The organism is Hominiventricola sp. (assembly GCF_057604405.1).
This window is the reverse complement of the sequence record NZ_DBLYVB010000009.1, coordinates 62092-85757: the sequence shown is the minus strand read 5'-3', so window position 1 is coordinate 85757 and position 23666 is coordinate 62092. Positions and strand designations below refer to the sequence as shown.

Below are 23666 nucleotides of genomic sequence, written 5' to 3'. Positions count from 1 at the left end.
CGCTCTCAGTCGGTGACGCCATATTCCTGTCGGTCTCTGCAAGGCAAGAGTCCTGTTCTTCGCCTTTTTTTATTTGAGCATAATCCTAGCACAAGTATTTTTTCTTTGCAAGGAAAAATTTATAGTTTTTTATTATTTGTCAGAAAAATTTTCAGAATATACCGCAAAGGCCAGATCTACCTTCTGTTCTTCCTGTGAAGTATAGAGTGCGCCGTCCGCATACAGATCACAGGTGCTCTGGTAATAAAGGAAATCTGTCTTAATGGCACAGTCCGGATTTTGAATAGCTACCTGAATGGTATAGGTCTCTGCATGATCCGGCTGTACCCGGTCAAATGCGATGGTATAAGGAGACATACAGGGCGCTTCCGCGCCGATCACCTGTCCTGTGGCTACGGCTATGCCGGACTCGTCAAGAATCGTCACATCATAGACCGAATCATTGGCTCCGCCGTCCCAGTTGGCCACCCAAAGATCCAGATGGTCAAATGCTTTTCCGGTTCGGAAGGTCTGCGCAAAATCCGTCTGCAGCGTCAGCTGGTCACTGGTCTCCTGATCCTGCAGCACTGCATAATTCCGGACCGGCAGACCGGTCACCTTCATCACCAGAACAACAGCTAATACTTCCACCAGCAGGATACCGCCAGAGACAGCCGGAATCCACCCAAAAAATTCCGGCAGTTCCCGTTCCGGCCGGCTGGCATCCTCCACACTTAAGGAAATTCCTTCCGCGCCTAGTGCCGTCAGGATGAGCAGAAACGGAATGCTGTAAGCCTGATCCACTTCCCAGATGAGATAGAACAGGTACGCACCGCACAGATTGATGATCAGCACATCCCAGAACTCCGGTTTTCCTTTCCAGGCCCGGTAAATAAGCGCCAGCAGCACCATCCCCATAAGAAGGCCATGATAGCTGTGGAGATAGAATGCCAGCAGGTCTGATCTGCCGCCATTGATATACTTTTGCAGCCGGGATGATGACTGCATGGTGCGGAACAGGGCATAGTAGTCGTCCGTTCCATCCGAAAATGCCACCCTTAGTTTATTCCGGAACAGAGTCAGAAGTCCGCCCGGTCCCATCTCTCCTACCCGGTGGCGAAGCTCCGCAAGATCTGCTGCCGTCCGCTCCGCTTTCGTGTCAAAAGAGCCTGTAAAAGCATCATCCGCACTGTTGTACTGGCCCTCTCCCTGGGCACTCATCATAATCCAGTGTACCGTGGGATAACCTGTCTTTGCCGGGTCAAAGCCCGCATATCGCTGTTCTGCCCTTCCGTAGACGGCAAACACCAGCAGAAGGCCAAGGAGAACCGCTGCCAGGGAAAGACCCCAGGAAACAATCCGTTTTTTCCATTCTGTTATTTTTTCTTCATCCAATGTGAATACCGTATAAACAAGTAAAGATAATATCGTCAAAATCACCGTCGCCCGGATCTTATACCCGGCCGCCAGAAGAAGGCCCGTGCCGACATACTGAAGCAGCTTTCTGACCATATCCCTTTCTTCCCCTGCCCGGTCAAAAAGCCAGATACCTCCCATGGAAAATGCCAGGGAAATAGTTGATGTGTAATACATCTCTGCCAGAAGATACCACAGAGGATTGACAATCAAAAACAAAAGAAAACAAAGAGCGGTCTTTTTGGAACGATGTCTTCGAATCAGATCAAAAGCTGCCCACATTCCCAGATTCATAAACACAATGTTGATGATTTTCATAAAGTCCATCCAGCTGCTTTCCGGAATTTCAAAAAGAGAAGCCAGCTTTAACCATCCATACGTAAAAATGCACATAGGAATGTTATTGGGGTACTTCATGAAGTACTGGCTGAAATGCGTTTCCGCAATCGTCGGATATTCCAGCAAAGCCACCGCTGTATCAAATATTTTCAAATGATCCTGGCGAAACGATGTCCGCAGCACCAGTACTGTCAGAATCTGCACCAGAACCATGAGACTTCCGAGCACCACCACTGTCTTTGAAAACCGTTTTTCCATCACCGGAAGCACCTTGGTCAGTATCGCAACAGCAAATATAGCCAGCAAAAGGACGGTTCCTGACATCACCACAGGAACCGTCCTTCCGTTTATCACATTTTCAAGTGCATCCGCATATTTCAGCGTGTCCACAGCACCGTAGAAAATATAGGCGCTCATGGAAATCACCGCAGCAAACAGAATCACATATCCTGCTTTCCTGCAATTGTTCCAGATCTTCACTCTGTCATTTCCTCCGGAAGTGTAATCTCGCCCTCAAATACCTCAGTTGCGGAACCCGTCATATAAACACAGTTATCATCCTCGTTCCACTCGATCTCCAGATCTCCTCCCAGCAGATGAACCACTGCTTTCCGGTCGCACAGTCCATTCAGTACTCCTGCCACTACAGTCGCACAGGTGCCAGTTCCGCAGGCCAGCGTTTCTCCGGAGCCTCGCTCCCACACGCGCATTTCCAGTGTCTGGCGGTCCAACACTCTTACAAACTCGGTATTGGTTCGCTTCGGGAAACGTGCATGATTTTCAAAATGCGGTCCTATTTCCTCCAGCGGGAATTCTTTTACCGGTGTATCAATGAAGATCACTGCATGGGGATTTCCCATGGAAACACAGGTCATCTTCCATTCTTTCCCGCACACTTCAATGGGTTCTGCCACTACCGGTTCCTTCTCAGCGATTACCGGAATCCTGTCCGGAGCAAGAATCGGCTGTCCCATATTAACCCGGACTTTCACTACTTTTCCATTTTCCACAGTCAGTTTCAGGTATTTGATACCTGCCAGTGTATCGATGGAGATCTCTGTTTTATCCGTCAGATGATGATCATAGACATATTTTGCCACACAGCGGATTCCGTTTCCGCACATCTCGCCACGGGAACCATCCGCATTGTACATATCCATCTGGAAATCTGCTTTTTCTGATGATTTAATCAAAATCATTCCGTCTGAACCAATTCCAAAATGACGGTCACTCACATATTTTGCAATCTCGGATGTATGGGCAAGATCTTTCTTCGTGCAGTCCACATACACATAGTCATTGCCAATTCCGTGCATCTTTGTAAATTTCATAGAAATCCCCTTCCTGTCAACACATATCTGGTTTAACTATAGCAAAAATATCCATCCTGTACAAGACTATTCACAGCTTAATCATGCTCAGCACCATCTGTGCTGTCTCTGTAAGAGAAGTGCCGCTGTCCATGCTGCATTTTTGTATGTAACGGTGCGCTTCTTCCTCAGTCATATGATTTCGTTCCATCAGCACTGCCTTGGCTTCCCACAAAATTTTCTTTTCTTCTTCTGTACGCTGTTTAGGCCTAGAACGGAGCTTTTTCCTTCTGCGCGCCTGATTCATGCACATCATTTCCACCGTGCTGATCAGATCCTGCACCTTCAGGGGCATGGTAACGCAGACAATTTCATGATCCATGCATTCCCCGCACACTCTCTGAGAGGCCATCAGCAGCATGTCAAATCCCGGTGTCAGAGAATGTTTCAGATCAAAATAATACATATCCGGGAATCTGTATCCGCTGATGATGATTCCATCATTCATGGTATCAATATAATTCAGCACCTGCGCCCCCTGGGTGCAGACAGCCGTTACCTCATATCCATGTCTTACCAGCAGATTTCGGACACTTTTGCCATCCTCTATTTTCGGGAATACAACAATAATGCCGTTCATTCTACCACATCCCTTCTGTTATCATATCAAATAACAAAAGGGGCTAAATTCTCAGAAGATAACTGTCAATCTCCCACTGAGATACGGTAGCATTATAATCGTTCCATTCTTTTTTCTTCGCCATACTATATTTGCCGCAGACTTCCTCTCCCAGCACTTCTTTCATCAGCGGATCCTTTTCAAACTCCTCCACTGCCTCCTGCAGGTTCTTCGGAAGACTTTCTATTCCGCGTTCTTCCAGTTCTTCCGGAGTCAGCAGATGCATATTTCCTTCCATGGCATCCGGCGGAACAATCTTATTCTTTATGCCGTCAAGACCTGCTGCAAGACAGATTGCCAGTGCCAGATACGGGTTGCATGCCGGATCCGGAGAACGGAGTTCGATTCGGGTCTCCTCTCCGCGGGTTGCCGGAATACGGATCAGGGGTGTCCGGTTTTTGCCTGACCATGCAATATGGGTCGGTGCCTCGTATCCAGGCATCAGACGCTTATAGGAATTCACCAGCGGATTCAAAATCAGCGTCATTCCTTTGATATGTTTCAGAATTCCTCCCAGGAAATAGTATGCCTCCTGGCTCAGTCCGTTAGGATCATGGCTGTCCTGGAAAATGTTTCTGCCATCACGGGATAGAGACATGTTAATATGCATACCGGAACCATCCACACCATTTTTCGGCTTTGGCATAAAAGTTGCATGAAGACCATGGCGCTTCGCGATAGTTTTGACCACAAGCTTAAATGTGCTAATGTTATCTGCTGTCTGCAGTGCTTCGTCATATTTGAAATCAATCTCATGCTGTGCCGGCGCATTTTCATGGTGGGAAGATTCCACTTCAAATCCCATATCCTCCAGCGTCAGTACCATATCTCTTCTGGCATTTTCTCCAAAGTCCAGAGGTCCCATATCAAAATATCCTGCCTGCTCATGGGTGATGGTAGTCGGCATTCCATCATCATCTACATGGTACAGGAAGAACTCGCACTCTGGTCCCACATTAAAGGTATAACCAAGGGCGGCTGCTTCGCTGACCACTTTTTTCAGGATATACCGGGGATCTCCCTCATAGCAGGTGCCGTCAGGACGATACACATCACAGATCAGACGGGCTACTTTCCCCTGCTGGGGTCTCCATGGAAATGTTGCGAATGTACCGTAATCTGGATACAGATACATATCACTCTCTTCCACACGAACAAATCCTTCTGCGGAAGAACCATCAAACATCACTTTATTATCCAGTGCTTTTTTCAGATGACTGGCTGTGATTGCCACATTTTTCATATTGCCGAACAGATCTGTGAACTGTAAACGGACAAATTCCACATCCTCTTCTTCTACCATCTCCAGAATATCTTTCTTCGTATATCTCATTTCCATGCTCCTTTTCTGATTTTTGAGTATGATAAAAGGGCGTAATTCACCTGATGAAAACGCCCTTGTTTCTTACTTGCAATATAGCAGTTGATTCCTTTTTTGTCAAGAAATGGCTTTCTGCATAGTCTATAACAGAAAGGAGTTGAAGATATGAACAGTTGGATCTGGATTTTACTGCTTCTGTGCTGGTGCGGCGGTGGGAATTCCTGCAGATACAATTCCTGTGGAAACCAGTCCTGCGGATGTGACAAACCAAAACCGCTCTGCAGCGGCAGACCGGAGAACGGATGCGGATGTAATTCCGCAGAACCGCCCTGCCCTCCTCCGCCAAGACCTCCGAGACCTCCTTATGAAGACTGCGGACGGTAACGGTTGACCGGATGAAAAAGACCAGCGCATTATGCCCTGGTCTTCTTTTTCTTTAACATCATATAAATAATTACCGGTGCTCCCAGCATCAGCGGATAGCTATACCGGATCAGCGCCGCCGGTCCCAACAGACTGGTTCCCATATACGTCCAGAATGGCAGCATCCATAAAAGCCGCACATATTCTTTTCGATAAATCACATAAAGCGCTGCAAATACCATAAGCCAGAAATAAAATCCCATAGAAAGCAGTTCCCGGATCACTGGAATATTCCGGAATGCCGTATCACTGCCGATGGCTTTGTAATACCGATAGAAAAACGAACTTACCGGCTGCATCTCCACATGGGGGTAGTTCGGATCGTCCTTCTGAATATTGAAGCAGACAAAATCCAGATATTCTTCCTCTGTATCCGGATACCAGAATGCCGCTGTGGTATTTAAAAATGCATCGATATATGTCTTTTTATTTCTCCAGCCAATTTGAAGCCACGCCTTTAGAAATGCTCCTTTTTCCTCGTTAAAAGCATCTGTATGAAACTGATTTTTAATGGGGTCAGACAGGTTCGGCATATACTGAGCCAGCGTCTCTTCATCCATCACCGGACGGATCACCTGCCACTCTTCCTCCGTGATCTCCCCGCCGCTTACATAAGTACGTCCCAGGGTCTGCATGACAATGCTGTAGGCCTCCCGGCTATTACCGGGTTCCGCATGAAGCATTTGGAACAGGGGACCATTATAAAAACTATAGACCGCAAACACACAGATAAAAATTACAGCCACCTGTTTTCTGTATCCTTTCAAGAAAAGCAACAGAAATGGCGCACATAACAATAACGTATGCATTCCATTATTCCGGAACAGAAAACAAAGGACAAACCAGAACACGGTCTCTGTAATTCTGACTGCCCCATTCAGCCACACCTCCGGTCGGGTACACATGCGATAAATACGAATAACACACAGCACAAAAATTCCTGCAAAAATGGTGTCTTTTGTCGTGTAAACCGCCATCATTCCATGGAATGGAAAAAGACAAAGATAGAGAATCGTTCCCACCTGGAGCCAGACAGGTGCGTGTTCTTTTTTCAAAAAGCCGGAAATCCCGGCAAAAATCCCCGCCAGCGCCGCCATCTGAAGCAGGGAATAAATGGCTGCCGCCAGATTATCACTGCCCCCGAAATTCCGCACAACAGAAAAAATTCCACAGAGAATCCCTGTATGCAGCAGCGGATGATGTGCTGTCAACCATCCTGAAAATGTCCATCCTATCTGATTTGGAGCATCCGCTGCAAAAATTCCGGGAAAACCACCCAAAAATGCAGGCAGAAAACTTATAAAATAAAGTCCCCACATCAGAAACGGCCAGTATTTCCATCTGCAGAAGATTTCCCAGCGAATATTACGGATTCCTTTTTTCCATTTCTGCCGTTCTCTGATCGCATCCAACAATATCAACAAGAGCAGCACCGCCAGAATCATAACTGGGAGCCGCAGCAGAATCCGGTGAAAAATGGTCCTGTGCAGAGGATTTTCCGATATGGCCCAGATAGAGCCATAACGCTTCAACATATAACCGCAACGATCAAAGGCGGCAAATACTATGCCGCCTGTACATGCAAATATCCAGATACGAAGATTTCCCAGTGTATTCCGGAATCTATCTTTCATCTTTCATAAGCTCCTTATAACGCATGTCTACCTGTATCAGATGCATCTCAAATTCCTGACGGCTCCTCTGTGCCCCTGCTGCCAGAATCAGGCCTGCAAACACAGACTGGATAGCCGCCAGCAATGTAAAACCACATACCATCAGAGTCGGGAATTTGGGTACCAGTCCGGTTGTCACATATTCTGCCAGCACCGGCAGGAAAAATCCGACGCTGATCAAAGTTAGAATCAATGCCAGAATTCCAAAGAAGTGCATCGGTTTATAGTTCCGGTAAAGCTTCGCGATGCTCATCAGTACCTTTGCTCCATCAGAATAGGTGTTCAGCTTCGACTCACTGCCTTCCGGCCGATCACGGTATTCGATGACTACATTATCCACCTGCATATTCTTATCTGCTGCATGGATAGTCATCTCTGTCTCAATCTCAAATCCCTTGGACAGTACCGGGAATGTCTTTACAAACTGATAACTGAATGCACGATACCCGGTCATAATATCCTTGATCTCTGTATGGAACAGCTTATTAATCGTGCTGCGTACCAGTGAATTGCCAAAATTGTGGAACGGGCGTTTATTCTCCGTAAAATATGTGGAGGAAAGGCGGTCGCCTACCACCATATCGGACTGATGATACAGCACCTTGTCCACCATCTCCCTGGCAAACTCCGCCGGATAGGTATCATCGCCATCCGTCATAATATACACCTCCGCATCAATCTCGCGGAACATTCTGCGGATAACATTTCCCTTTCCCTGCAAATACTCATGGCGAACGACAGCGCCTGCCCTTTGGGCCAACTCTACCGTCCGGTCAGAAGAATTATTATCATATACATAGATCACGGCTTCCGGAAGTACTTCACGGAAATCTCTTACTACCTTTTCTACCGTCTTTTCTTCATTATAACACGGAATTAAAACTGCTATCTTATCCAAGCTCTCTTTCTCCCTGGAAACCACCACAAGACCGGGTTTGTCCCTTGCAGGTGCAAATCCGGTCCTGACGATGTCTCTTTTGAATATTATTTTCTTCGATTGTAGCACATCCGTATCATGAACGCAATCCTATTTCCTTACACTTCCTTACGATCATCCAGTGCAATGTACCCGCGGTGATGGCCTACATATTTATATGCCGGACGAATAATTTTACCATTATTGACAACTTCCTCCAGTCGGTGTGCACTCCAGCCGGAAATACGGGAAATAGCAAAAATCGGCGTATAAAGTTCCTCCGGGATTCCAAGCATGGAATATACAAATCCACTGTAGAAATCCACATTGGCGCAAATAGGCTTAAACAGATGACGCTTTTTCGCAATAGCCTCCCCTGCCAGACGCTCCACTCTCTCATAGAGCCCATACTCCCGCTGCATGCCTTTTTCTTCGGAAAGACGTTTCGCATACTCTTTCAGAATGACTTCACGAGGGTCGGACAAGGTATAGACGGCGTGTCCCATACCATAGATGAGTCCTGATTTATCAAATACTTTCTTATCCAGCATATCTTCCAGATACTGGGTCAGCGTCTTTTCATCCTCATAATCCGGACAATGTTCCTTGATATCCGCAAACATCTGCTGCACTTTCAGGTTGGCACCACCATGACGGGGACCTTTTAAGGATGCAATGGAAGCTGCCGTTGCAGAATAGGTATCGGTTCCGGAAGAAGTAACAACATGGTTGGTAAATGTGGAGTTGTTACCACCACCGTGTTCTGCATGCAGCACCAGCGCCACATCCAATACCTTTGCTTCCAGCTCCGTGAACTCTCCATCCGGGCGAAGCATCTGAAGAATATTTTCCGCAATAGACATCTCTTTATTCGGAAGACGGATGACCAGTGTATCATCCGCATGGAAATGCCGGTAAGCACAATAGGAATGAACAGCAATCTGCGGCATCTTTGCAATGAGCTGCAGGGACTGGCGCAATACATTGGGCACCGTCACTTCATCCGGGTTCGCATCATAGCAGTACAACGTCAGAATACATCTCTGCAGTGCATTCATCTGATTCTTATTGGTTGCCTTCATAACCACATCCCGAAGGAACTGTCCGGACAGTTCCTGAAGACTCTTGATAATACGGACAAAGCTTCTAAGCTGTTTCGGTGTTGGCAGACTTCCGAACAACAGAAGATAGGTTGTTTCCTCGAATCCATACCTGCGGTCTTCAAATCCGGCAATCAGATCCTTTACATTATATCCCTGGAAATAAAGTTCACCATCTGCCGGCATCTTCTTGCCATCCACACTCTTATAAGAAAGGACATCGGAAATCTCGGTAAGACCTGTCAGTACACCTTTACCATTGGCATCACGCAGTCCTCGCTTTACGTCATACTCTGTATATAACTCCTGATCAATCTCGCCTGACACCATACATTCATTCAACAGACGATCAAACTGCTCATCCAGCTCTTTCGATAACTCCATCATGGTAACATTGCTCATCTTCGTCACATCCCATCCTTGCGTAAGGCAATATTTTGTATACATGTATTCATATTGGATTCTATTATAACGAATAGGAGTTATAAATTCAAGCGTTTTCTGTAGAAAAAGGGCAGGCGGAATGTGCCTGACCTTTGCCGTTAGACTTTAACCCTGGATGCTCGATCTCTTCCCTTGGGATCTGCCCCCATCTTGTTCAATTTCTTCCGTGGGTCTCCGATCCAACTTGCTCTAAAAAATTCCTGCCATTTTCAAAAAACAAGGAACTTTTTCTCTAACACCTGGTATTCTGGCCCATTCCACTTGAAAAAGCTTGTTAAAGTAAATAAAAACAGGAACTAATATGGGCACCATTTTCATATAGACCCACAGCTGATGCGTCAGCTATTCTTATCGGTTAGTCGTCATATTCTTCTGTTTTTCATCATACACTCATTATCAAGAGCCTCTCTCGGGAGTAAGTATATGAAATTATTTCACAGGAAGAACCTGCTTTCTCTGTCATTATGCCTTATCATTGCCCTTGCAGGCAGCTTTTTCTTATCCCGCTCCCCGGCCGTTCCTGCCTCTGCATCCATTGAAAATAAGAAACTTCCCATCTATTGCGTCAGCACAGAAAAGCCCAAAGTAGCCTTAAGCTTCGACGCAGCTTGGGGCAATGACGATACTGCAGAACTTTTATCGATTCTGAAAGAGCATCAAATACACGCCACCTTCTTCATGACCGGCGGATGGGTCTCTTCCTATCCAGACGATGTAAAAGCCATTGCTGCGGACGGACATGATCTGGGAAATCACAGCGAAAATCACAAGCAGATGTCCCAGCTCAGTGCATCGGAATGCCGGTTGGAGCTGCAGCTGGTTCATGACAAGGTAAAGGAGCTGACCGGGCAGGATATGACTCTTTTCCGCCCACCCTATGGTGACTATAATGATACCCTTATCGAAGCTGCCAATGACATGGGTTATCACGTGATCCAGTGGGATGTGGATTCTCTCGACTGGAAGGATTACGGTGCGGATGCCATTGTCTCACGAGTATTAGATCACAAGCACCTGGGCAACGGCTCCATCGTCCTCATGCACAACGGTGCTAAATATACAAAGGATGCCCTTCCCCGCGTCATTGAAGGTCTGCAGGAGAAGGGCTATGAACTGGTTCCCATCTCTGAATTGATTTATACAGACAATTATGAAATGGATCATGAGGGGCGGCAGTTTCCGAGAAATTCTCCCTCATCATAAAGAAACACCGGCCGTTCTCAACCAGGAACAGCCGGTGTATTTACGTTTCTTCTTCTATTTTCTTCATGGCCTTCATCAGTGACAGTACCATCTTTTTATTATTCGAGCTAAGACTTTCATACAGACGAATCAACTCCTGATATTCATCCATTTTTCTGTGAAACTGCCGTTCTTGTACGGACCCCCGTTTCTCATCGGACAGGCCAAGAAGATAGTCTGTCGTCACTTCAAAATAATCAGAAATCTCAATCAGGAGATCAATTCCCAATGAGTCTGTATTTCGTTCTACCTTGCTGATTTTCTGCTGTGATACCCCTACAAGTCCAGCCAGGGCTTCCTGATTCATGCCTCGTTCTTCCCTCAATTCCCTGATTCTGTTCTGCATACCATATCCTCCAATACAGATATGGTACTATTATTTCCCTGCTGTCTTATCTTGATACCGTGTATCAGAATACTCTAATTTCGCGTAAACGCGTATCAGACAGGAATCAGTTTTCCGAGGGCAAAGGAATAAATAAGCCGTTCTCTTACCCTCTTTCCGGTAACCATGGCAAGGGCCTGCTCATAATACTGAAGCTGCTGTCGATACCGTTCCACCAGTTCTTCCGGGCAGCCTACATGATCCGTCTTATAATCCACGACCACAATCTCATCCTCTTCATAGAAGAATGCATCAATCATTCCCTGGATAAGCACCGTTTCTTCCGGATCCGAACCATCCACCTGGTCACCAGGCAGTCCGATGACGAAAGGCTGTTCTCTATAAAGTTCTTTTCGCTGTTCCGCTTCTGCCAGACGTCTGACCAGCCCGCTTTTCACCAGCCGCACAAAATCTGCCGGCCAGATACAGCTTCTGTCTTCCTCCGCCAGCTTTCCTGCCGCTGTCAGACGATCAAGTTCCTGACGAACTGCCTCTGCAGAATCCTCTGCTTTCAGAATTTTCGCAAAATCCATCCATTGCATGACCGTATGATATACCGTACCTCTGGCCGCTCCTGTCTTCTCCTCCGTCTGCTCTATAAAATGGGGCAGAATCGGAACTGCCTCTTTCTCGCGATACAGTTCCTCCGCCGGATCATCCTCCGAGGATAACCGCAGCTTTTTGAGCTCCGTAACACTGTATTTCTGCCGGACTGCCGTTCGGTCTTTCCAGGCGTAATCCCAGGAAAGCCGCTTCTCCACCTCGCTGTAAAGCTCCGGATCCACAGAACCATAGACCAGCATCCGCTCCAGATCATCCCTGGAGACAAATTCCGCCATCTGCTGCGTCACTGATTCCTTGAGCAGTGCTTCCATGGAAATCTGTTCCACTGCAAATCCACTCTGCTCCGGTTTTGGATTCAGTGCCAGAAGGATCCACTCCATACTGCATTTGGCTCCCAACAGTTGGGAAAAAAGCAGCGGTTCCCCTGTCCGCGCCTCTGCATCCGTCTTCTCATCAATCATACCGGTCAGGATCAGCTTCTCCCGGGCACGGGTCATGGCTACATACAGCACCCTCAGTTCTTCCCCAAAACCGCTTAACAGATTCTGTCTGCGGATCAGCTGCTTAATGAGCGCCGGGCGTTTCATCCGGTGTTCCAGATCCACGTAATCAATTCCCACGCCCCAACGGTTATGAAAGACCATTTTATCCCGGCTTTCCTGCCGGTTAAAACTCTTTCCCATACCAGCCACAAACACAATGGGAAACTCCAGCCCTTTACTGTGGTGGATACTCATGATCTGTACCGCTGCTTTTCCGCTGCCGGAAATATCTGCCTCGCCGAAATCCATCTGGTATTTCTGCATCCGTTCAATATACCGGACAAAGTGAAAGAGTCCATGATAACTGATCTTCTCATAATCCTGCGCCTTGGCCAGCAGCATTTCCACATTGGCAAGCCGCTGCACGCCGCCGGGAAGTGCGCGAATCTGATCAAGATAACCCGTCTCCGTCAGAATCATCCACAAAAGCTCATGCACGGATGTATAAGAGGATAATTCCCGATAATGCTCTATCTGCCGGAAAAAGTCATCAATGGCAGTTCTTCTTTTTTCATCGGTTCCTTCCAGCCGATACTGCTGACATGCTTTTAAAAAGCTTTTCTCCGGGTGTTCTGCTTTGATCGCAGCCAGATCTGCCGAGGAGAAGCCGCCCAGCAGTCCGTGAAGAGCTGCTGCCAGAGGAATTTCCTGAGTAGGATTATCCAGCACTCTTAGATAAGCAAGCAGCGTCTCCACCTCCATGGTTTGAAAATACCCTTCCCTGGACTGGGCGCTGGCAGGGATTCCTTCCTCCTGCAGCACCCGCACAAAGGTCTCGCTCCAGCCGGACATCGTACGAAGCAGAATAACGATATCCCCCATCTCTGCCGGACGCAGAGTTCCGTGATCGGTTACCATGCCGCTCTGCAGCAGTTTCCGAATACGGAATGCAATGAGATGGGCTTCCGCTTCCGCCTTGCTCCACCTGCACTCCTTCCGGAAACTTTCCCAGTCTTCTTTCTGAAGCAGAAGGATCTCCGCACCGTTTCCATCCGCTTCCGGATAGGCAGCGCCTTCCTTCAGGGCCGCATCCTCATCATAGAGAATGCCGCCCAATTCCGGTCTCATCATTCTGCCGAACACTTCATTGACCGGAGAAAGAACTTCTCCCCGGCTTCGGAAATTCCGGTGCAGATCAATGCAGACACCGCCATTTTCTTCTACGTAGGCCGCATATTTTCCGAGAAATAAGCCCGGTTCCGCCTGACGGAACCGATAAATGCTCTGCTTCACATCGCCTACCATAAAACGGTTGTCCCGCCCTTTCCGGCTTTTGGAGATGCTGTTCAAAATAGCTTCCTGCACCAGGTTGGAATCCTGATACTCATCCACCATAATCTCTTCAAAATAATCGGCAAAAATATCCGCCGTCTCTGATGGCACCAGACGCCCGTCCTTTTCCCTCGTAAGAATCTGCAATGCCAGATGCTCCTGATCCGCAAAATCCAGGATATTTTTCTTACGCTTCTTCTCATTCAAGCGATTCAGGAAAGAGAGGGTCAGATCCGCATAGGCCGCCACATTTTCCTTTGTCTCCCGCAGCTGCCGGAACTGCTCCTCATCCGAGATCTGAAAATACTGTTTTCCCAGTCCTTTTAAGAGGTCTTTCACCTCATTTCTTATGGACATAATTCGGTCACAGAGTTCCTCGTCCGCATCTGCCATGGCTTTGGCCCGTCGGCTTGGCAGTCTTCCGTAGGACAACTGTTCCCATTTTTCCCGGAACAGCCCCACATCCTGACAATCTGCCAGTTCATGAATCATCGTTTCATCTGCCAACAGCACCGGCTCGTACGGTTCCGGTCCTCCCGGCACCCGGCACAGAACTCTTGCTTTTCTGATCTCGAACAGACAATCCCCCGCCGTCAGTTTCAGTTCCTTTAAAACCTCTTCCTGACCTGCAAAGTCCTTCCAGCTTCCCTCCTCCGGTATCTCATAGACATCTGCACAATGGGTCAGCCAACGCATCGGCTGAGGACTGGCAACCGCATATTCATAAAGTCCCAGAATCATCTCTTCCAGACCGCTTCCCCGGTTGCCGCTCCCATAGCTGTCCGCAAATTTTAAAAATGCAGGATCTTTTTTCTCATAAGCTTCTTCCAGAATCTCTTTTGCCGTATCCTGTTTTAGAAGTTTCATCTCTCCTTCATCCGCAATCCGGAAATTAGGATTCAGGTCGATGATATGAAAATAATTGCGGATCACATACAGACAGAAGCCATGAATGGTAGTAATCTGCGCCCGGTGTACCAAAGACTCCTGCCGTTGGAGCCATTCATTTCCCGGATTTTCCTTCAGCCGGTCGTTGAGTGCTTTTCCAATTCGCTCTTTCATTTCCCCGGCTGCTGCTTTAGTAAAGGTAGTAATGAGCAGCCGGTCCACATCCACCGGATGCTCCGGATCCGTAATCAGAGAAAGAATCCGTTCTACCAGCACCGCCGTCTTGCCGGAACCTGCTGCCGCTGATACAAGCAGATTGGTATTTCTGGTCTCTATGACTTGTTTCTGCTCTTCCGTCCAGGTGACGCTCATGACTCTTCCTCCTCTAGTTTCTTCCAGATTTCTTCCTTTTCCAGCGGTTCCAGCTGCCGCTTCTCACAGCCCTCCAGTCTGCTGTCAAAGCCACAGACACTGTGGTAACTGCAGAATCTGCAGGCATCCTCCTCCCGCAGTTCATAGGGCGAAAGACTGATATTTCCATTCAGAATCTCCTCCCCGTACCGGGATAATTTTCGTTTCACATGACGGGACAGACGCAGCAGCTGATCCTCTTCCGCCACGGAAGAAGAGGCACTGTAGCCACCGCCTTTTTTGAACCGTACCGGCAGAAGGGAGGATCCACTCTCTGCCTCCTTGTCCATCCGCTTTATAATCTCCGGATCCCCATTGACAATGCCATTAAATGCCAGCTCCTTTAAAATCCGTAATGCCGGATCCTCCTCCTCTTCGTAATCCAGCATGGGATCCTGAATATGATAGTAAAACATGCCTGCCGGATGCACCGTCTCCACACCATTCCGCTGTTCCAGCTCCATAGCAGCATTCAAATAGACTGCCAGCTGCAGCTGCAGTCCATAGTAAATACTGGTCAGGTCAAACCGCTGTGCACCGCTCTTATAATCAATCACCCGGACGTAGAGATTTCCTTCCTCCCGGCACACATCAATCCGGTCAATTCTTCCCTGCAGGCGCATACGCTCTTCCTCCGACAGAAGAAGAGATACGCTGGACAGCTGTTCCAGATTTCGGAAGGAAACCTCCGTTTGTTCCGGCAGAAAGGTGCCCTTTTTCAACTGTTCCAGAAATGCCCAGGCCGTGCGCTGACCGATCCGTTTCATGCGTTCCACCACATAGGCATCCGATGCCTGCTCTGTCAGTCCTTTTTCTGCGCAGGATTCCAGTGCCCGTTCCAACGCCTGTTCCATCCATTCCGTCCGTTTGTCTTCCGGCACACGGAACCAGCCATACTCACTTTTTTCCACCGTATCGGAAAAATATTTTAGTGCATCATGAAATACATTTCCCATATCAATGGCCTGCAGACCATAGGTTTCCCGTTCCTGCAGCCTTAATCCGTATTGAAGAAAATGTGCATAGGCACAGGCTGCAAACTGTTCCAGCCGGGTGACACTGCCTTCCAGGAGTGTTCCATAGAGTGCTCTTGCCGCAGCCTTTCCAATGGGATCTTCTTCTCTCCGGTAAAAGACTGCATCCATAAGCCGTTCCAGCTTTTCCTGCCAGGCAGGCTGTTCCCCATACCAGCGGAGCAGTGATTTCTGCTCCGGGGAAGGTTCTCCTTCCCTGGCTGCCTGTAATGCCTCCGTCAGTTCCGGAAGGTTTCCCTCCGGCACCGACAGACGGTCCAGAAGCTCCCTGTCTCTATCGGTTCTAACCTCCACCTTCGGAAACAGCTCCTGCATGGATGCAATGAGATAGGAAGGCCGCAGTGCATTACCGTCTGCATCGGCCAGGCTCCAGGAAAGATGCAGTTCTTCCGACGGAATGGTCAGACTCATATACATATAAAATTTTTGAATACAGGTCTCCTGTCTGGACGTAGGCGCCAGCTCCACCTCCTGGGATGCCAGAATCTCCCGGTCCATTTCCGAAAGCAGACCGCCCCGGCTCTTCTCCTTCGGCACATTTCCTTCATTAACTCCGGTAAAGAACAGCACCCGGATATCTTTCAATCGGCTTCGCTCCATATCACCGACCACCACCTGATCGGTTCCTGCAGGAATGAGTCCTACTTTCAGCTCGGAAAGCCCTGCATCCAGAAGCTCCGCATATTCTTCCAGACTCATGACACAGGTTCCAAGAAGCATCACCAGCTTATCCAAAAGTTCCATGATCATGCCGTAAATCTGGTCATATTCTTTTGCCAGACTTAAATTTCCTTCTGCTTCAAATGCCTCTTTCCTTGCTTTTAATTTTTCCTGAATGCCAAGTTCGGCAATATAGCCGTAGAGGGCACGGCTCATGGTTTCTGCATCGGTGTCCTTCTTAGTGAGCACGCTCCTCAAATCCTGAAGCCCAATAAGCGCCCGCTGCCTCAATTCATTCAGCTCGGAAAGTTCTTCCTCTTCCATCCCTTTGAGAGGATAGCGCCATTCTTTCTTCCATCCGGAAATTCCCCGGATACCTCTGGCCAGCACATAATTTTCCAGCCGGTCTGTCTCTTCCATGGTGACACCGGTCATCCCACTTCGCAGCAGTCGGAACATGGACTCGTAGGAAAAATCCTCCTGCACCGCCGCCAGCAGCGCCCTCACAAACTCCACAAAAGGATTTTTTAATACATCCCGCTTCCGGTCAATGAAGGCCGGAATGCCAAGCCGGGCAAAGGTCTGCTCCATCAGCGGACCATAGACTTCCAGATTACCGGTCACCACTGCCAGATCCCGGTAACGGAATCCCTGATCCCTTACTTTTTTCAGAATCTCGCAGCCGATCTCCTCCGCTTCCGCTCTGGGCGAGCGGGCCGCATAGAGGGTCAGCTGATCTGTCGGTTCACCCCAGAATTCCCTTCCATGGCGGAAGATCCGGTGTTCCAAGAATCCAAGAGCCGGGGCATGGTCAAAGCGCCATACATGGTCTCCACCCAATATCAGCGGTTTTCTGACCGTTATCCCTGCTTCTTCCGCTGTCCGGCACAGATCCCGGATGGTCTTCTTGGTCAGATAGAAGAGCTGATGCTCACCGCCGGAAATAAAGGGATCTTCTTCATTGTCCAGAGTCAGCGCCACATATACCTCCGAGGAAAGACGCAATAATTTTCCCAGAAGCTTTAACTGCACCGGAGTAAATCCGGTATACCCGTCCAGCACAATCACACTGTCCCTTATGGAATCTGAGCGCTCCACCGTCTCTTCCAGCGCTTCCAGCAGCTGTTCCGCCGTTAAATACGTATGGGATAAATATTCCTCAAAGCTTTCATAGATCAGTTTCATATCCTGCAGTTTATAGTATAACTGCGGGTTGTCCTGATTCTGCGCCATCATCTGTTCCAGATCCTGCGAACCAATCCGGTACTGCACCAACTCGGACAGGAGGGATTTCACCTCGGTAATATAACCCAGCTTTTTCAGATTTCCGCCCAGAAGAGTCAGGCGGTCCTTATTCTCCTCTGCCAGCCTGCGGAGCACCATATTTTTACCGGTATCCTCCAGAATCTTCCGGTGTTCCCCTCCTACTTCCTCAAAAATACGGTGAGCCAGGCGTTCAAAGCTTAAGACATCAATGTTCATAATGCCATGGCGCGGATGCATCCCTACCAGATCCTTCTGGGTCTGCATAGTGAACTGCTCCGGCACAATGACAAAAAACTGCCGCCCAGGCTCCTCCATAGACTGGTGGATCATTTTTTCAAACATATAGTGGGATTTTCCGGCACCGGAATTTCCCAGAATCAGCTGTAACGCCATATCTACCTCCGGATCTTTCTTTGATTTCTATACAATCATACGACAAAAAATGCCGGAACCGTCCGGAATATCTGCCTTCTGCGGCATCTTCCGAACGTCCCGGCTCTTTGTTGTTCTTTTTTCTCCATTAACCTGCGTATGCCATCACCGGAACTGCCGCAAACTGCGGAAGTGCAGCCAGTACCTGTGAGCTGACTCTGGTAATGTATGCACAATCGTCTTCCACGCTGCGCGGTGCAGACATATATGCTTCATGTTCCTCCCGGATGTAGGCAAGAATCTCATCCACGGAACGCATCCTACGGGTATTGCCCGTGTAAAATACCGCTTTCCCTTCCCGGATATAGGCGCGGAGCCCATGCTTTAAATGCTCCTCATAGACACAGTGATCCTTGATATTTCCTGGAAAATGAGTGTTGTGCGGATAAGTAAAATAATCCGCTATATAATGAACGATCTGTCCCAGATCCCTCATATACTGCGCAGTATCCATGGACCAGTATCCGTCTTCCTCTGCCAGAGCTCTTAACATCTCTGCCATGAGATCAAAGGTTTTGTCATATTCATGACGCACCGTCACGAAAGAAGGCTTACAATCCGGAAGAATATTTCCCAGATAAAAGGATCTCCATCTGCGGCTCAGGACCTCATTGTCCATTCCCTGTACCAGAAAACCTGCCAGACTAAGATGTGATTTTTTTCTCATGAACACTCCTCCATTGTGAATCTTCCTGTTAACTCAAAACCTTTGATAGTATAGCATACTTTTCTGTGTTTTGCACGATTTTTTTCAAAGTTAACAGAAAGTTCAACTTTTGTTAATTTTTATGTGCATGTATATTTTCCCCAGATGCGGAAAACACTGTTTTTAACAGGTTTGCTGGATGTGACGGCAGATTTCGTCAAAACAATGTTGGGAAAGGAGCGCATAAAATGACACAGATGGCAGGAAGATCCTCACTTTTATTCGAAAGACCGCCATACATCATGGAAGCGGCTTCCATTGTGGGAAAAAAAGAAGGTGATGGTCCCCTGGGACATCTTTTCGATTATATTGAAGAAGATCCGAAATTCGGGAAAAATACATGGGAAGAAGCAGAGAGTGAACTGCAGCTCCGTACCGCCCGGAAAGTTATAGAGAAATCCGGCATCCAGGAAGAGCAGATCCGCTATCTCTTTGCCGGGGATCTGCTGGCTCAGGGCATTGCCACTTCCTACGGTATTATGGAACTGCAGATTCCACTATTTGGACTCTATGGTGCCTGCTCCACCTGCGGTGAAAGCCTGGCTCTTGCTTCCATGGCTATAAACGGCGGTTATGCCGATTATGCCCTGGCTCTGACCTCCAGTCACTTTGCCAGCGCCGAAAAAGAATTTCGTTTTCCCTTGGACTATGCAGGACAGCGTCCTTTGTCCACCACCTGGACGGTTACCGGTTCCGGAGCTTTCCTTTTGTCTTCCTGTTTTACCGGGATTCCCGGTAAATCCTGCGTGCAGATTACCGGAATTACCACAGGAAGGATTGTGGATTACGGTGTGAAAGACTCCATGCACATGGGTGCTGCCATGGCACCCGCTGCCGCCGATACCATTTACCAGCACTTGAAGGATACCGGCCGTACTCCAAAAGACTATGACCAGATTATTACCGGTGACCTGGGAAGTGTAGGCCAGACTATTTTAAAGGATCTGCTCATGGACCGGGGCATTGATCTTAAGGACCGCCATGATGACTGCGGCATCCTGATCTATAACAGTCAGACTCAGGACACCCATGCAGGCGGTTCCGGCTGCGGCTGTGCAGCCGCCACCCTTGCTGCCTATATCCTGCCTCAGATGCTTCGTGGTGTCTGGAACCGGGTTCTTCTGGTTCCTACCGGAGCACTTATGTCCAAGGTAAGCTTTAACGAAGGACAGACTATCCCCGGCATTGCCCATGCTGTCATTCTGGAAAGGAGAGAATTTCCATGAGTATTAGTGAAGATCAGAAAAAAGAATATCAGAAATATGTAAAAGAGATAACGCCTACCCATTCCCTTCCTCTGGAAATGGGAAAGGCCTTTCTCACAGGCGGAATCATCTGTCTTCTCGGACAGCTTCTCCAGAATGCAGGCATGGCATTGGGACTTGAGCAGGAAGCAGCCGGAACCTGGTGCTCCATTCTTCTGGTTCTTGTCAGTGTCCTGCTCACGGGATTCGGTATCTATCCGCTCATTGCCAAATGGGGCGGTGCCGGCGCCCTGGTTCCCATCACCGGTTTTGCCAATGGCGTTGCTTCTTCCGCTATCGAATACAAAAAGGAAGGGCAGGTCTTCGGCATCGGTGCCAAAATCTTCACCATTGCCGGTTCTGTCATCCTGTACGGTGTGCTTACTTCCTGGGTTCTGGGACTCCTCTACTGGTTCTTCCGCTTCTTGCAATCCTGACAGGGTTCTGCTATAGTGATGGCAGAAATACAGGAGATACCCAAATGCTGTTACAGATTCAGGATGGAACTTTAAGTGCCGGAACCCAGGTGGTTCTGTCACATTTTGATTTTGAAATACGTGGAAATGAAAAAATTGCCGTTGTTGGAAAAAACGGCTGCGGAAAGACGACGCTTCTCCGGCTGCTGGCCGGGGAGCTCTCCCTTGACCGGGATGACAAAAGCGCCTCTGCCGGGATCAGGACCACCCGCCGGCTGACCATTGGTCTGCTCAGCCAGCAGGCTTTTTCTGATGTCTCCGAAACCGTAGAGGAAGAGTTATTAAAGACCTGTCCATGTCCGGATAAATGGGATCGGGAGCGGTTCACCTGGGAACAGGAATACGACCGTATCTTCACCGGATTTGGTTTTCAGAAAGAAGATAAGAAAAAGAAGCTTTCCCAGTTTTCCGGTGGGGAACAGACCAAGATTGCCATGATCCGGCTTCTCCTCACCCAGCCGGATATCCTCCTTCTGGATGAGCCCACCAACCATCTGGATGTAGAGACCGTAGAATGGCTGGAATCCTATCTGAAACAGTATTCCCATGCAGCCGTTATCGTCTCCCACGACCGGTTCTTCCTTGACCGGACTGCAGATACCATCTATGAATTTGACCATCAGAAGCTGGTCCGCTACGCGGGAAATTATTCTTCCTATAAAGAGCAGCGCGCCAAAAACCTGGTCATTCAGGAAAAAGCATACCGCCAGCAGCAGGAGGAAATACAGCGCCTGGAAGAACTCATTGAGAGGTTCAAGCACAAGCCCAAAAAAGCCGCCTTTGCCAGATCCCGGAAAAAGATTCTCGAACGGATGCCAAAGATAGAAAAGCCATCTGTCGGAGAAGCTCATCTCTTCACCGGTGCGCTGGATCCGGAGATCCGCAGCGCTAAATGGGTTCTGGAGGCAGAGCACCTGAAAATCGGTTACGAAAACAAAGCTTTACTGGAGCTTTCCCTTCGCATCCGCCGGGGACAGAAGATTGGGATCATCGGCCCCAACGGAGCCGGAAAATCTACCTTTCTAAAGACTGCCGCCGGACTGCTTCCCCCAGTGGACGGAACCTGCAGTCTGGGACTTAACGTATTACTGGGATATTTTGACCAGCAGACGGCTTCCCTCACTTCTGATCTGTCTGTGGCAAATCATTTTCACCAGCTATTCCCGGCACTTACTGAAAAGGAAGTCCGTCAGACACTGGGGGCTTTTCTTTTTTCCGGGAAACATGCATCCCAAAAAGTGAGTACCCTCTCCGGTGGTGAAAAATCCCGCCTGGTTCTGGCCGAACTATTGCAGAGCCGCCCGAATTTTCTGGTGTTGGATGAACCCACCAACCATATGGATATTCCTGCCAAAGAGACGCTGGAATCTGCTTTCCGTGCATATACAGGAACCTTGCTCTTCGTCTCTCATGACCGGTATTTTATCCGGCAGGTAGCCGAATCCCTGCTCATTTTTGATGAGCAGTCCGTCTTCTATTATCCCTTTGGATATGAGCATTATCTGGAACGGAAAGAAAAAGAATCCGGACAGGACATGAGTGCCTGTATCCGGGCAGAAGAGCAGGCGCTTATCAGTGGCCTTCAGAGCGTCCCCTTGCCGGAACGGCACCGTCTCCGGGAACCGGATACGGAACGGGCCTACGAAGACTGGCAGCTCCGTCTGGCCTTGGAACCAGTGGAAGCGCTTCAGGCAGAACTGGAACAGCACTGGAATACTTACGACGAATACTTAAGCTGGAGTGACCCGGAGGCAGCCCTCGCCTGGACATGTCAGGAAGAAGCACTTCGTCTCAAATATACGGAATGCTGTCTTACCTGGTATGAAAAGTGGGAAGAATTTCATCCCCAATCTTCCTAATATCCATAATATGCATGAACCCATTCACCGAAGGAACGCCCCAGCGCCATGGCAAGAATGAGCGCTGGCATTCCTTTTTTTAAGCGGATTCTCCGACTGAAAATAGGAACCGCATCCACAATCTCCGTTAGGGCCATGGCCCAGGCTCCGGTAAAAATACCGGACAAAAATCCAAAAATTGCTGCTCCCGGAACTCCAACCGGCAGATGAAACTGATAGATACTGAAGAGATTTCCCAGAATTCCGCCCAGGGCAGCGGCATCCTCATACTGCATCACCGCCCGGGCCGTGTGAGTCTTTCCTGCAAAGCGCACCACCACACCAAGGGCAATCAACAGGGCAAACATACCTCCTGCCACCGCCATTCCACTGGTCAGTCCCAGAAATCCAAGAAACCATTCAGTCCACATCGATGTTCGTCTCCTTTCGGTTACAACCTTCTACCAGTGTGGTATTCACATCATCCTCATACTGACGCATCTGTACTTCCATGGGCGTCGGATCCTTCGTAATCCGCTTTCCGCCAAAATGGTTATAAAATACAATGATGCCCACAGCAATACCAATGGAATATCCCAGTTCCATGACCGTATAACCGTCCGATTCCCTGCCGGTAAACAGTTGATAGGTTTGTGCAAATACCTCATCCACTCCCACGTCGTTATTGAACACCATAATGGAAAAAGCGGACCCGAAAAAAATGAGAATACATAAGACTGCCACCTTCAGCGTGTTAAATCTGTCCTTTGCATAGTCTGGTGACTCATATTCAATGATAAAATCGGTCTCCCCCAGATTCTGGATTTCCAGTTCCGGGTAGATTTCATGGATCTGCTCGATCACTTTCATAACAGAAAACACATAGCGGTCACTTTTCTGTGCCTGAATTTTCAGAAGCTTCATGGTCTTCAGCCTGTTTTTCACAGAAGCATCCACACATTCCAGCTTCGCCACATCTCCAAGTCTCACATCCGCATGACTCACCTGGTTATTCCGGTCTATTTTCAGATACAGCATCCCCCTCATGGTTTTCGCGCCTCTCTTTTTATTACATTTATCCACAAGTATGCGCAGATTCATAGGGT

At 48.4% G+C, this 23666-nt stretch carries 18 protein-coding genes; 5 read left to right on the top strand and 13 right to left on the bottom strand.

Annotation, left to right across the window (positions count from 1 at the left end):
- Positions 1–132: 132 nt before the first annotated feature.
- The 4 genes from ACZMB2_RS07655 to glnA all read right to left on the bottom strand — a co-directional run bounded on the left by ACZMB2_RS07655 (position 133) and on the right by glnA (position 5056).
- Positions 133–2214, bottom strand: a complete 2082-nt coding sequence (locus ACZMB2_RS07655) for a glycosyltransferase-like membrane protein (RefSeq protein ID WP_487596255.1) — start codon at positions 2212–2214, stop codon at positions 133–135.
- The gene (dapF, locus tag ACZMB2_RS07650) at positions 2211–3065 is read right to left on the bottom strand and encodes a diaminopimelate epimerase (protein WP_487596254.1); all 855 of its coding nucleotides are present in this window, start codon (positions 3063–3065) and stop codon (positions 2211–2213) included. The genes ACZMB2_RS07655 and dapF overlap by 4 nt, the downstream gene beginning before the upstream one ends.
- A gap of 70 nt (positions 3066–3135) precedes the next feature.
- A complete protein-coding gene (locus ACZMB2_RS07645) occupies positions 3136–3684 on the bottom strand; it encodes an ANTAR domain-containing response regulator (RefSeq protein ID WP_487596253.1) in 549 nt (182 codons plus the stop codon).
- Between the two features lie 43 nt (positions 3685–3727).
- Positions 3728–5056 (bottom strand): type I glutamate--ammonia ligase, encoded by a 1329-nt coding sequence (glnA, locus tag ACZMB2_RS07640; protein ID WP_487596252.1) that lies wholly within the window; start codon positions 5054–5056, stop codon positions 3728–3730.
- A gap of 153 nt (positions 5057–5209) precedes the next feature.
- Between glnA and ACZMB2_RS07635 the strand changes: the two genes are divergently transcribed.
- Positions 5210–5428 (top strand): hypothetical protein, encoded by a 219-nt coding sequence (locus ACZMB2_RS07635; RefSeq protein ID WP_487596251.1) that lies wholly within the window; start codon positions 5210–5212, stop codon positions 5426–5428.
- A 29-nt stretch (positions 5429–5457) separates the two neighbouring features.
- On the opposite strand, the gene ACZMB2_RS07630 is transcribed toward ACZMB2_RS07635, so the two are convergent.
- The 3 genes from ACZMB2_RS07630 to ACZMB2_RS07620 form a co-directional block, all read right to left on the bottom strand.
- On the bottom strand, positions 5458–7101 hold the full coding sequence (locus ACZMB2_RS07630; RefSeq protein ID WP_487596250.1) for a DUF6020 family protein: 1644 nt from the start codon (positions 7099–7101) through the stop codon (positions 5458–5460).
- On the bottom strand, positions 7091–8038 hold the full coding sequence (locus tag ACZMB2_RS07625) for a glycosyltransferase family 2 protein (RefSeq protein ID WP_487596249.1): 948 nt from the start codon (positions 8036–8038) through the stop codon (positions 7091–7093). The genes ACZMB2_RS07630 and ACZMB2_RS07625 overlap by 11 nt, the downstream gene beginning before the upstream one ends.
- Before the next feature lie 137 nt (positions 8039–8175).
- Positions 8176–9558, bottom strand: coding sequence for a citrate/2-methylcitrate synthase (locus ACZMB2_RS07620; RefSeq protein WP_487596248.1), 1383 nt, complete (start codon positions 9556–9558; stop codon positions 8176–8178).
- Positions 9559–10023: 465 nt separating this feature from the next.
- Between ACZMB2_RS07620 and ACZMB2_RS07615 the strand changes: the two genes are divergently transcribed.
- Entirely contained in the window at positions 10024–10803 is a 780-nt protein-coding gene (locus ACZMB2_RS07615; RefSeq protein ID WP_487596247.1) for a polysaccharide deacetylase family protein, read from the top strand.
- Between the two features lie 40 nt (positions 10804–10843).
- On the opposite strand, the gene relB is transcribed toward ACZMB2_RS07615, so the two are convergent.
- The 4 genes from relB to ACZMB2_RS07595 form a co-directional block, all read right to left on the bottom strand.
- Positions 10844–11188 (bottom strand): type II toxin-antitoxin system RelB family anti-toxin, encoded by a 345-nt coding sequence (gene relB / locus ACZMB2_RS07610; protein ID WP_487596246.1) that lies wholly within the window; start codon positions 11186–11188, stop codon positions 10844–10846.
- A gap of 95 nt (positions 11189–11283) precedes the next feature.
- Positions 11284–14865 (bottom strand): helicase-exonuclease AddAB subunit AddA, encoded by a 3582-nt coding sequence (gene addA, locus ACZMB2_RS07605; protein WP_487596245.1) that lies wholly within the window; start codon positions 14863–14865, stop codon positions 11284–11286.
- Positions 14862–18257 carry a helicase-exonuclease AddAB subunit AddB gene (addB, locus tag ACZMB2_RS07600; RefSeq protein WP_487596244.1) on the bottom strand — a complete coding sequence of 1132 codons (3396 nt, stop codon included), beginning with the start codon at positions 18255–18257 and terminating at the stop codon, positions 14862–14864. The genes addA and addB overlap by 4 nt, the downstream gene beginning before the upstream one ends.
- A 127-nt stretch (positions 18258–18384) precedes the next feature.
- Positions 18385–18963, bottom strand: a complete 579-nt coding sequence (locus ACZMB2_RS07595; protein WP_487596243.1) for a zinc dependent phospholipase C family protein — start codon at positions 18961–18963, stop codon at positions 18385–18387.
- A gap of 227 nt (positions 18964–19190) precedes the next feature.
- Here ACZMB2_RS07595 and spoVAD point away from each other — a divergent pair, with 227 nt between their 5' ends.
- Genes spoVAD through ACZMB2_RS07580 form a run of 3 tightly spaced genes read left to right on the top strand, consistent with a single transcriptional unit; the run spans position 19191 to position 22581 of the window.
- Positions 19191–20228, top strand: a complete 1038-nt coding sequence (gene spoVAD, locus ACZMB2_RS07590) for a stage V sporulation protein AD (RefSeq protein ID WP_487596242.1) — start codon at positions 19191–19193, stop codon at positions 20226–20228.
- Positions 20225–20683, top strand: coding sequence for a SpoVA/SpoVAEb family sporulation membrane protein (locus ACZMB2_RS07585; protein WP_487596241.1), 459 nt, complete (start codon positions 20225–20227; stop codon positions 20681–20683). Before spoVAD ends, ACZMB2_RS07585 begins: the two co-directional genes overlap by 4 nt.
- 44 nt (positions 20684–20727) lie before the next feature.
- Entirely contained in the window at positions 20728–22581 is a 1854-nt protein-coding gene (locus ACZMB2_RS07580) for an ABC-F family ATP-binding cassette domain-containing protein (RefSeq protein WP_487596240.1), read from the top strand.
- On the opposite strand, the gene ACZMB2_RS07575 is transcribed toward ACZMB2_RS07580, so the two are convergent.
- Together ACZMB2_RS07575 and ACZMB2_RS07570 are read right to left on the bottom strand one after the other, a co-directional pair.
- Complete coding sequence (locus tag ACZMB2_RS07575) at positions 22578–22991, bottom strand: stage V sporulation protein AB (RefSeq protein ID WP_487596239.1); 414 nt, start codon at positions 22989–22991, stop codon at positions 22578–22580. The genes ACZMB2_RS07580 and ACZMB2_RS07575 overlap by 4 nt on opposite strands.
- On the bottom strand, positions 22981–23661 hold the full coding sequence (locus ACZMB2_RS07570) for a stage V sporulation protein AA (RefSeq protein ID WP_487596238.1): 681 nt from the start codon (positions 23659–23661) through the stop codon (positions 22981–22983). Before ACZMB2_RS07570 ends, ACZMB2_RS07575 begins: the two co-directional genes overlap by 11 nt.
- Between the last annotated feature and the right edge of the window lie 5 nt (positions 23662–23666).

What these genes read in the sequence shown, in the direction of transcription:
- dapF (WP_487596254.1), bottom strand. Translation starts at nt 3,065, where the DNA reads ATGAAATTTACAAAGATGCACGGAATTGGCAATGACTATGTGTATGTG.
- ACZMB2_RS07645 (WP_487596253.1), bottom strand. Translation starts at nt 3,684, where the DNA reads ATGAACGGCATTATTGTTGTATTCCCGAAAATAGAGGATGGCAAAAGT.
- glnA (WP_487596252.1), bottom strand. Translation starts at nt 5,056, where the DNA reads ATGAGATATACGAAGAAAGATATTCTGGAGATGGTAGAAGAAGAGGAT.
- ACZMB2_RS07635 (WP_487596251.1), top strand. Translation starts at nt 5,210, where the DNA reads ATGAACAGTTGGATCTGGATTTTACTGCTTCTGTGCTGGTGCGGCGGT.
- ACZMB2_RS07630 (WP_487596250.1), bottom strand. Translation starts at nt 7,101, where the DNA reads ATGAAAGATAGATTCCGGAATACACTGGGAAATCTTCGTATCTGGATA.
- ACZMB2_RS07620 (WP_487596248.1), bottom strand. Translation starts at nt 9,558, where the DNA reads ATGAGCAATGTTACCATGATGGAGTTATCGAAAGAGCTGGATGAGCAG.
- ACZMB2_RS07615 (WP_487596247.1), top strand. Translation starts at nt 10,024, where the DNA reads ATGAAATTATTTCACAGGAAGAACCTGCTTTCTCTGTCATTATGCCTT.
- relB (WP_487596246.1), bottom strand. Translation starts at nt 11,188, where the DNA reads ATGCAGAACAGAATCAGGGAATTGAGGGAAGAACGAGGCATGAATCAG.
- addA (WP_487596245.1), bottom strand. Translation starts at nt 14,865, where the DNA reads ATGAGCGTCACCTGGACGGAAGAGCAGAAACAAGTCATAGAGACCAGA.
- addB (WP_487596244.1), bottom strand. Translation starts at nt 18,257, where the DNA reads ATGGCGTTACAGCTGATTCTGGGAAATTCCGGTGCCGGAAAATCCCAC.
- ACZMB2_RS07595 (WP_487596243.1), bottom strand. Translation starts at nt 18,963, where the DNA reads ATGAGAAAAAAATCACATCTTAGTCTGGCAGGTTTTCTGGTACAGGGA.
- spoVAD (WP_487596242.1), top strand. Translation starts at nt 19,191, where the DNA reads ATGACACAGATGGCAGGAAGATCCTCACTTTTATTCGAAAGACCGCCA.
- ACZMB2_RS07585 (WP_487596241.1), top strand. Translation starts at nt 20,225, where the DNA reads ATGAGTATTAGTGAAGATCAGAAAAAAGAATATCAGAAATATGTAAAA.
- ACZMB2_RS07580 (WP_487596240.1), top strand. Translation starts at nt 20,728, where the DNA reads ATGCTGTTACAGATTCAGGATGGAACTTTAAGTGCCGGAACCCAGGTG.
- ACZMB2_RS07575 (WP_487596239.1), bottom strand. Translation starts at nt 22,991, where the DNA reads ATGTGGACTGAATGGTTTCTTGGATTTCTGGGACTGACCAGTGGAATG.
- ACZMB2_RS07570 (WP_487596238.1), bottom strand. Translation starts at nt 23,661, where the DNA reads ATGAATCTGCGCATACTTGTGGATAAATGTAATAAAAAGAGAGGCGCG.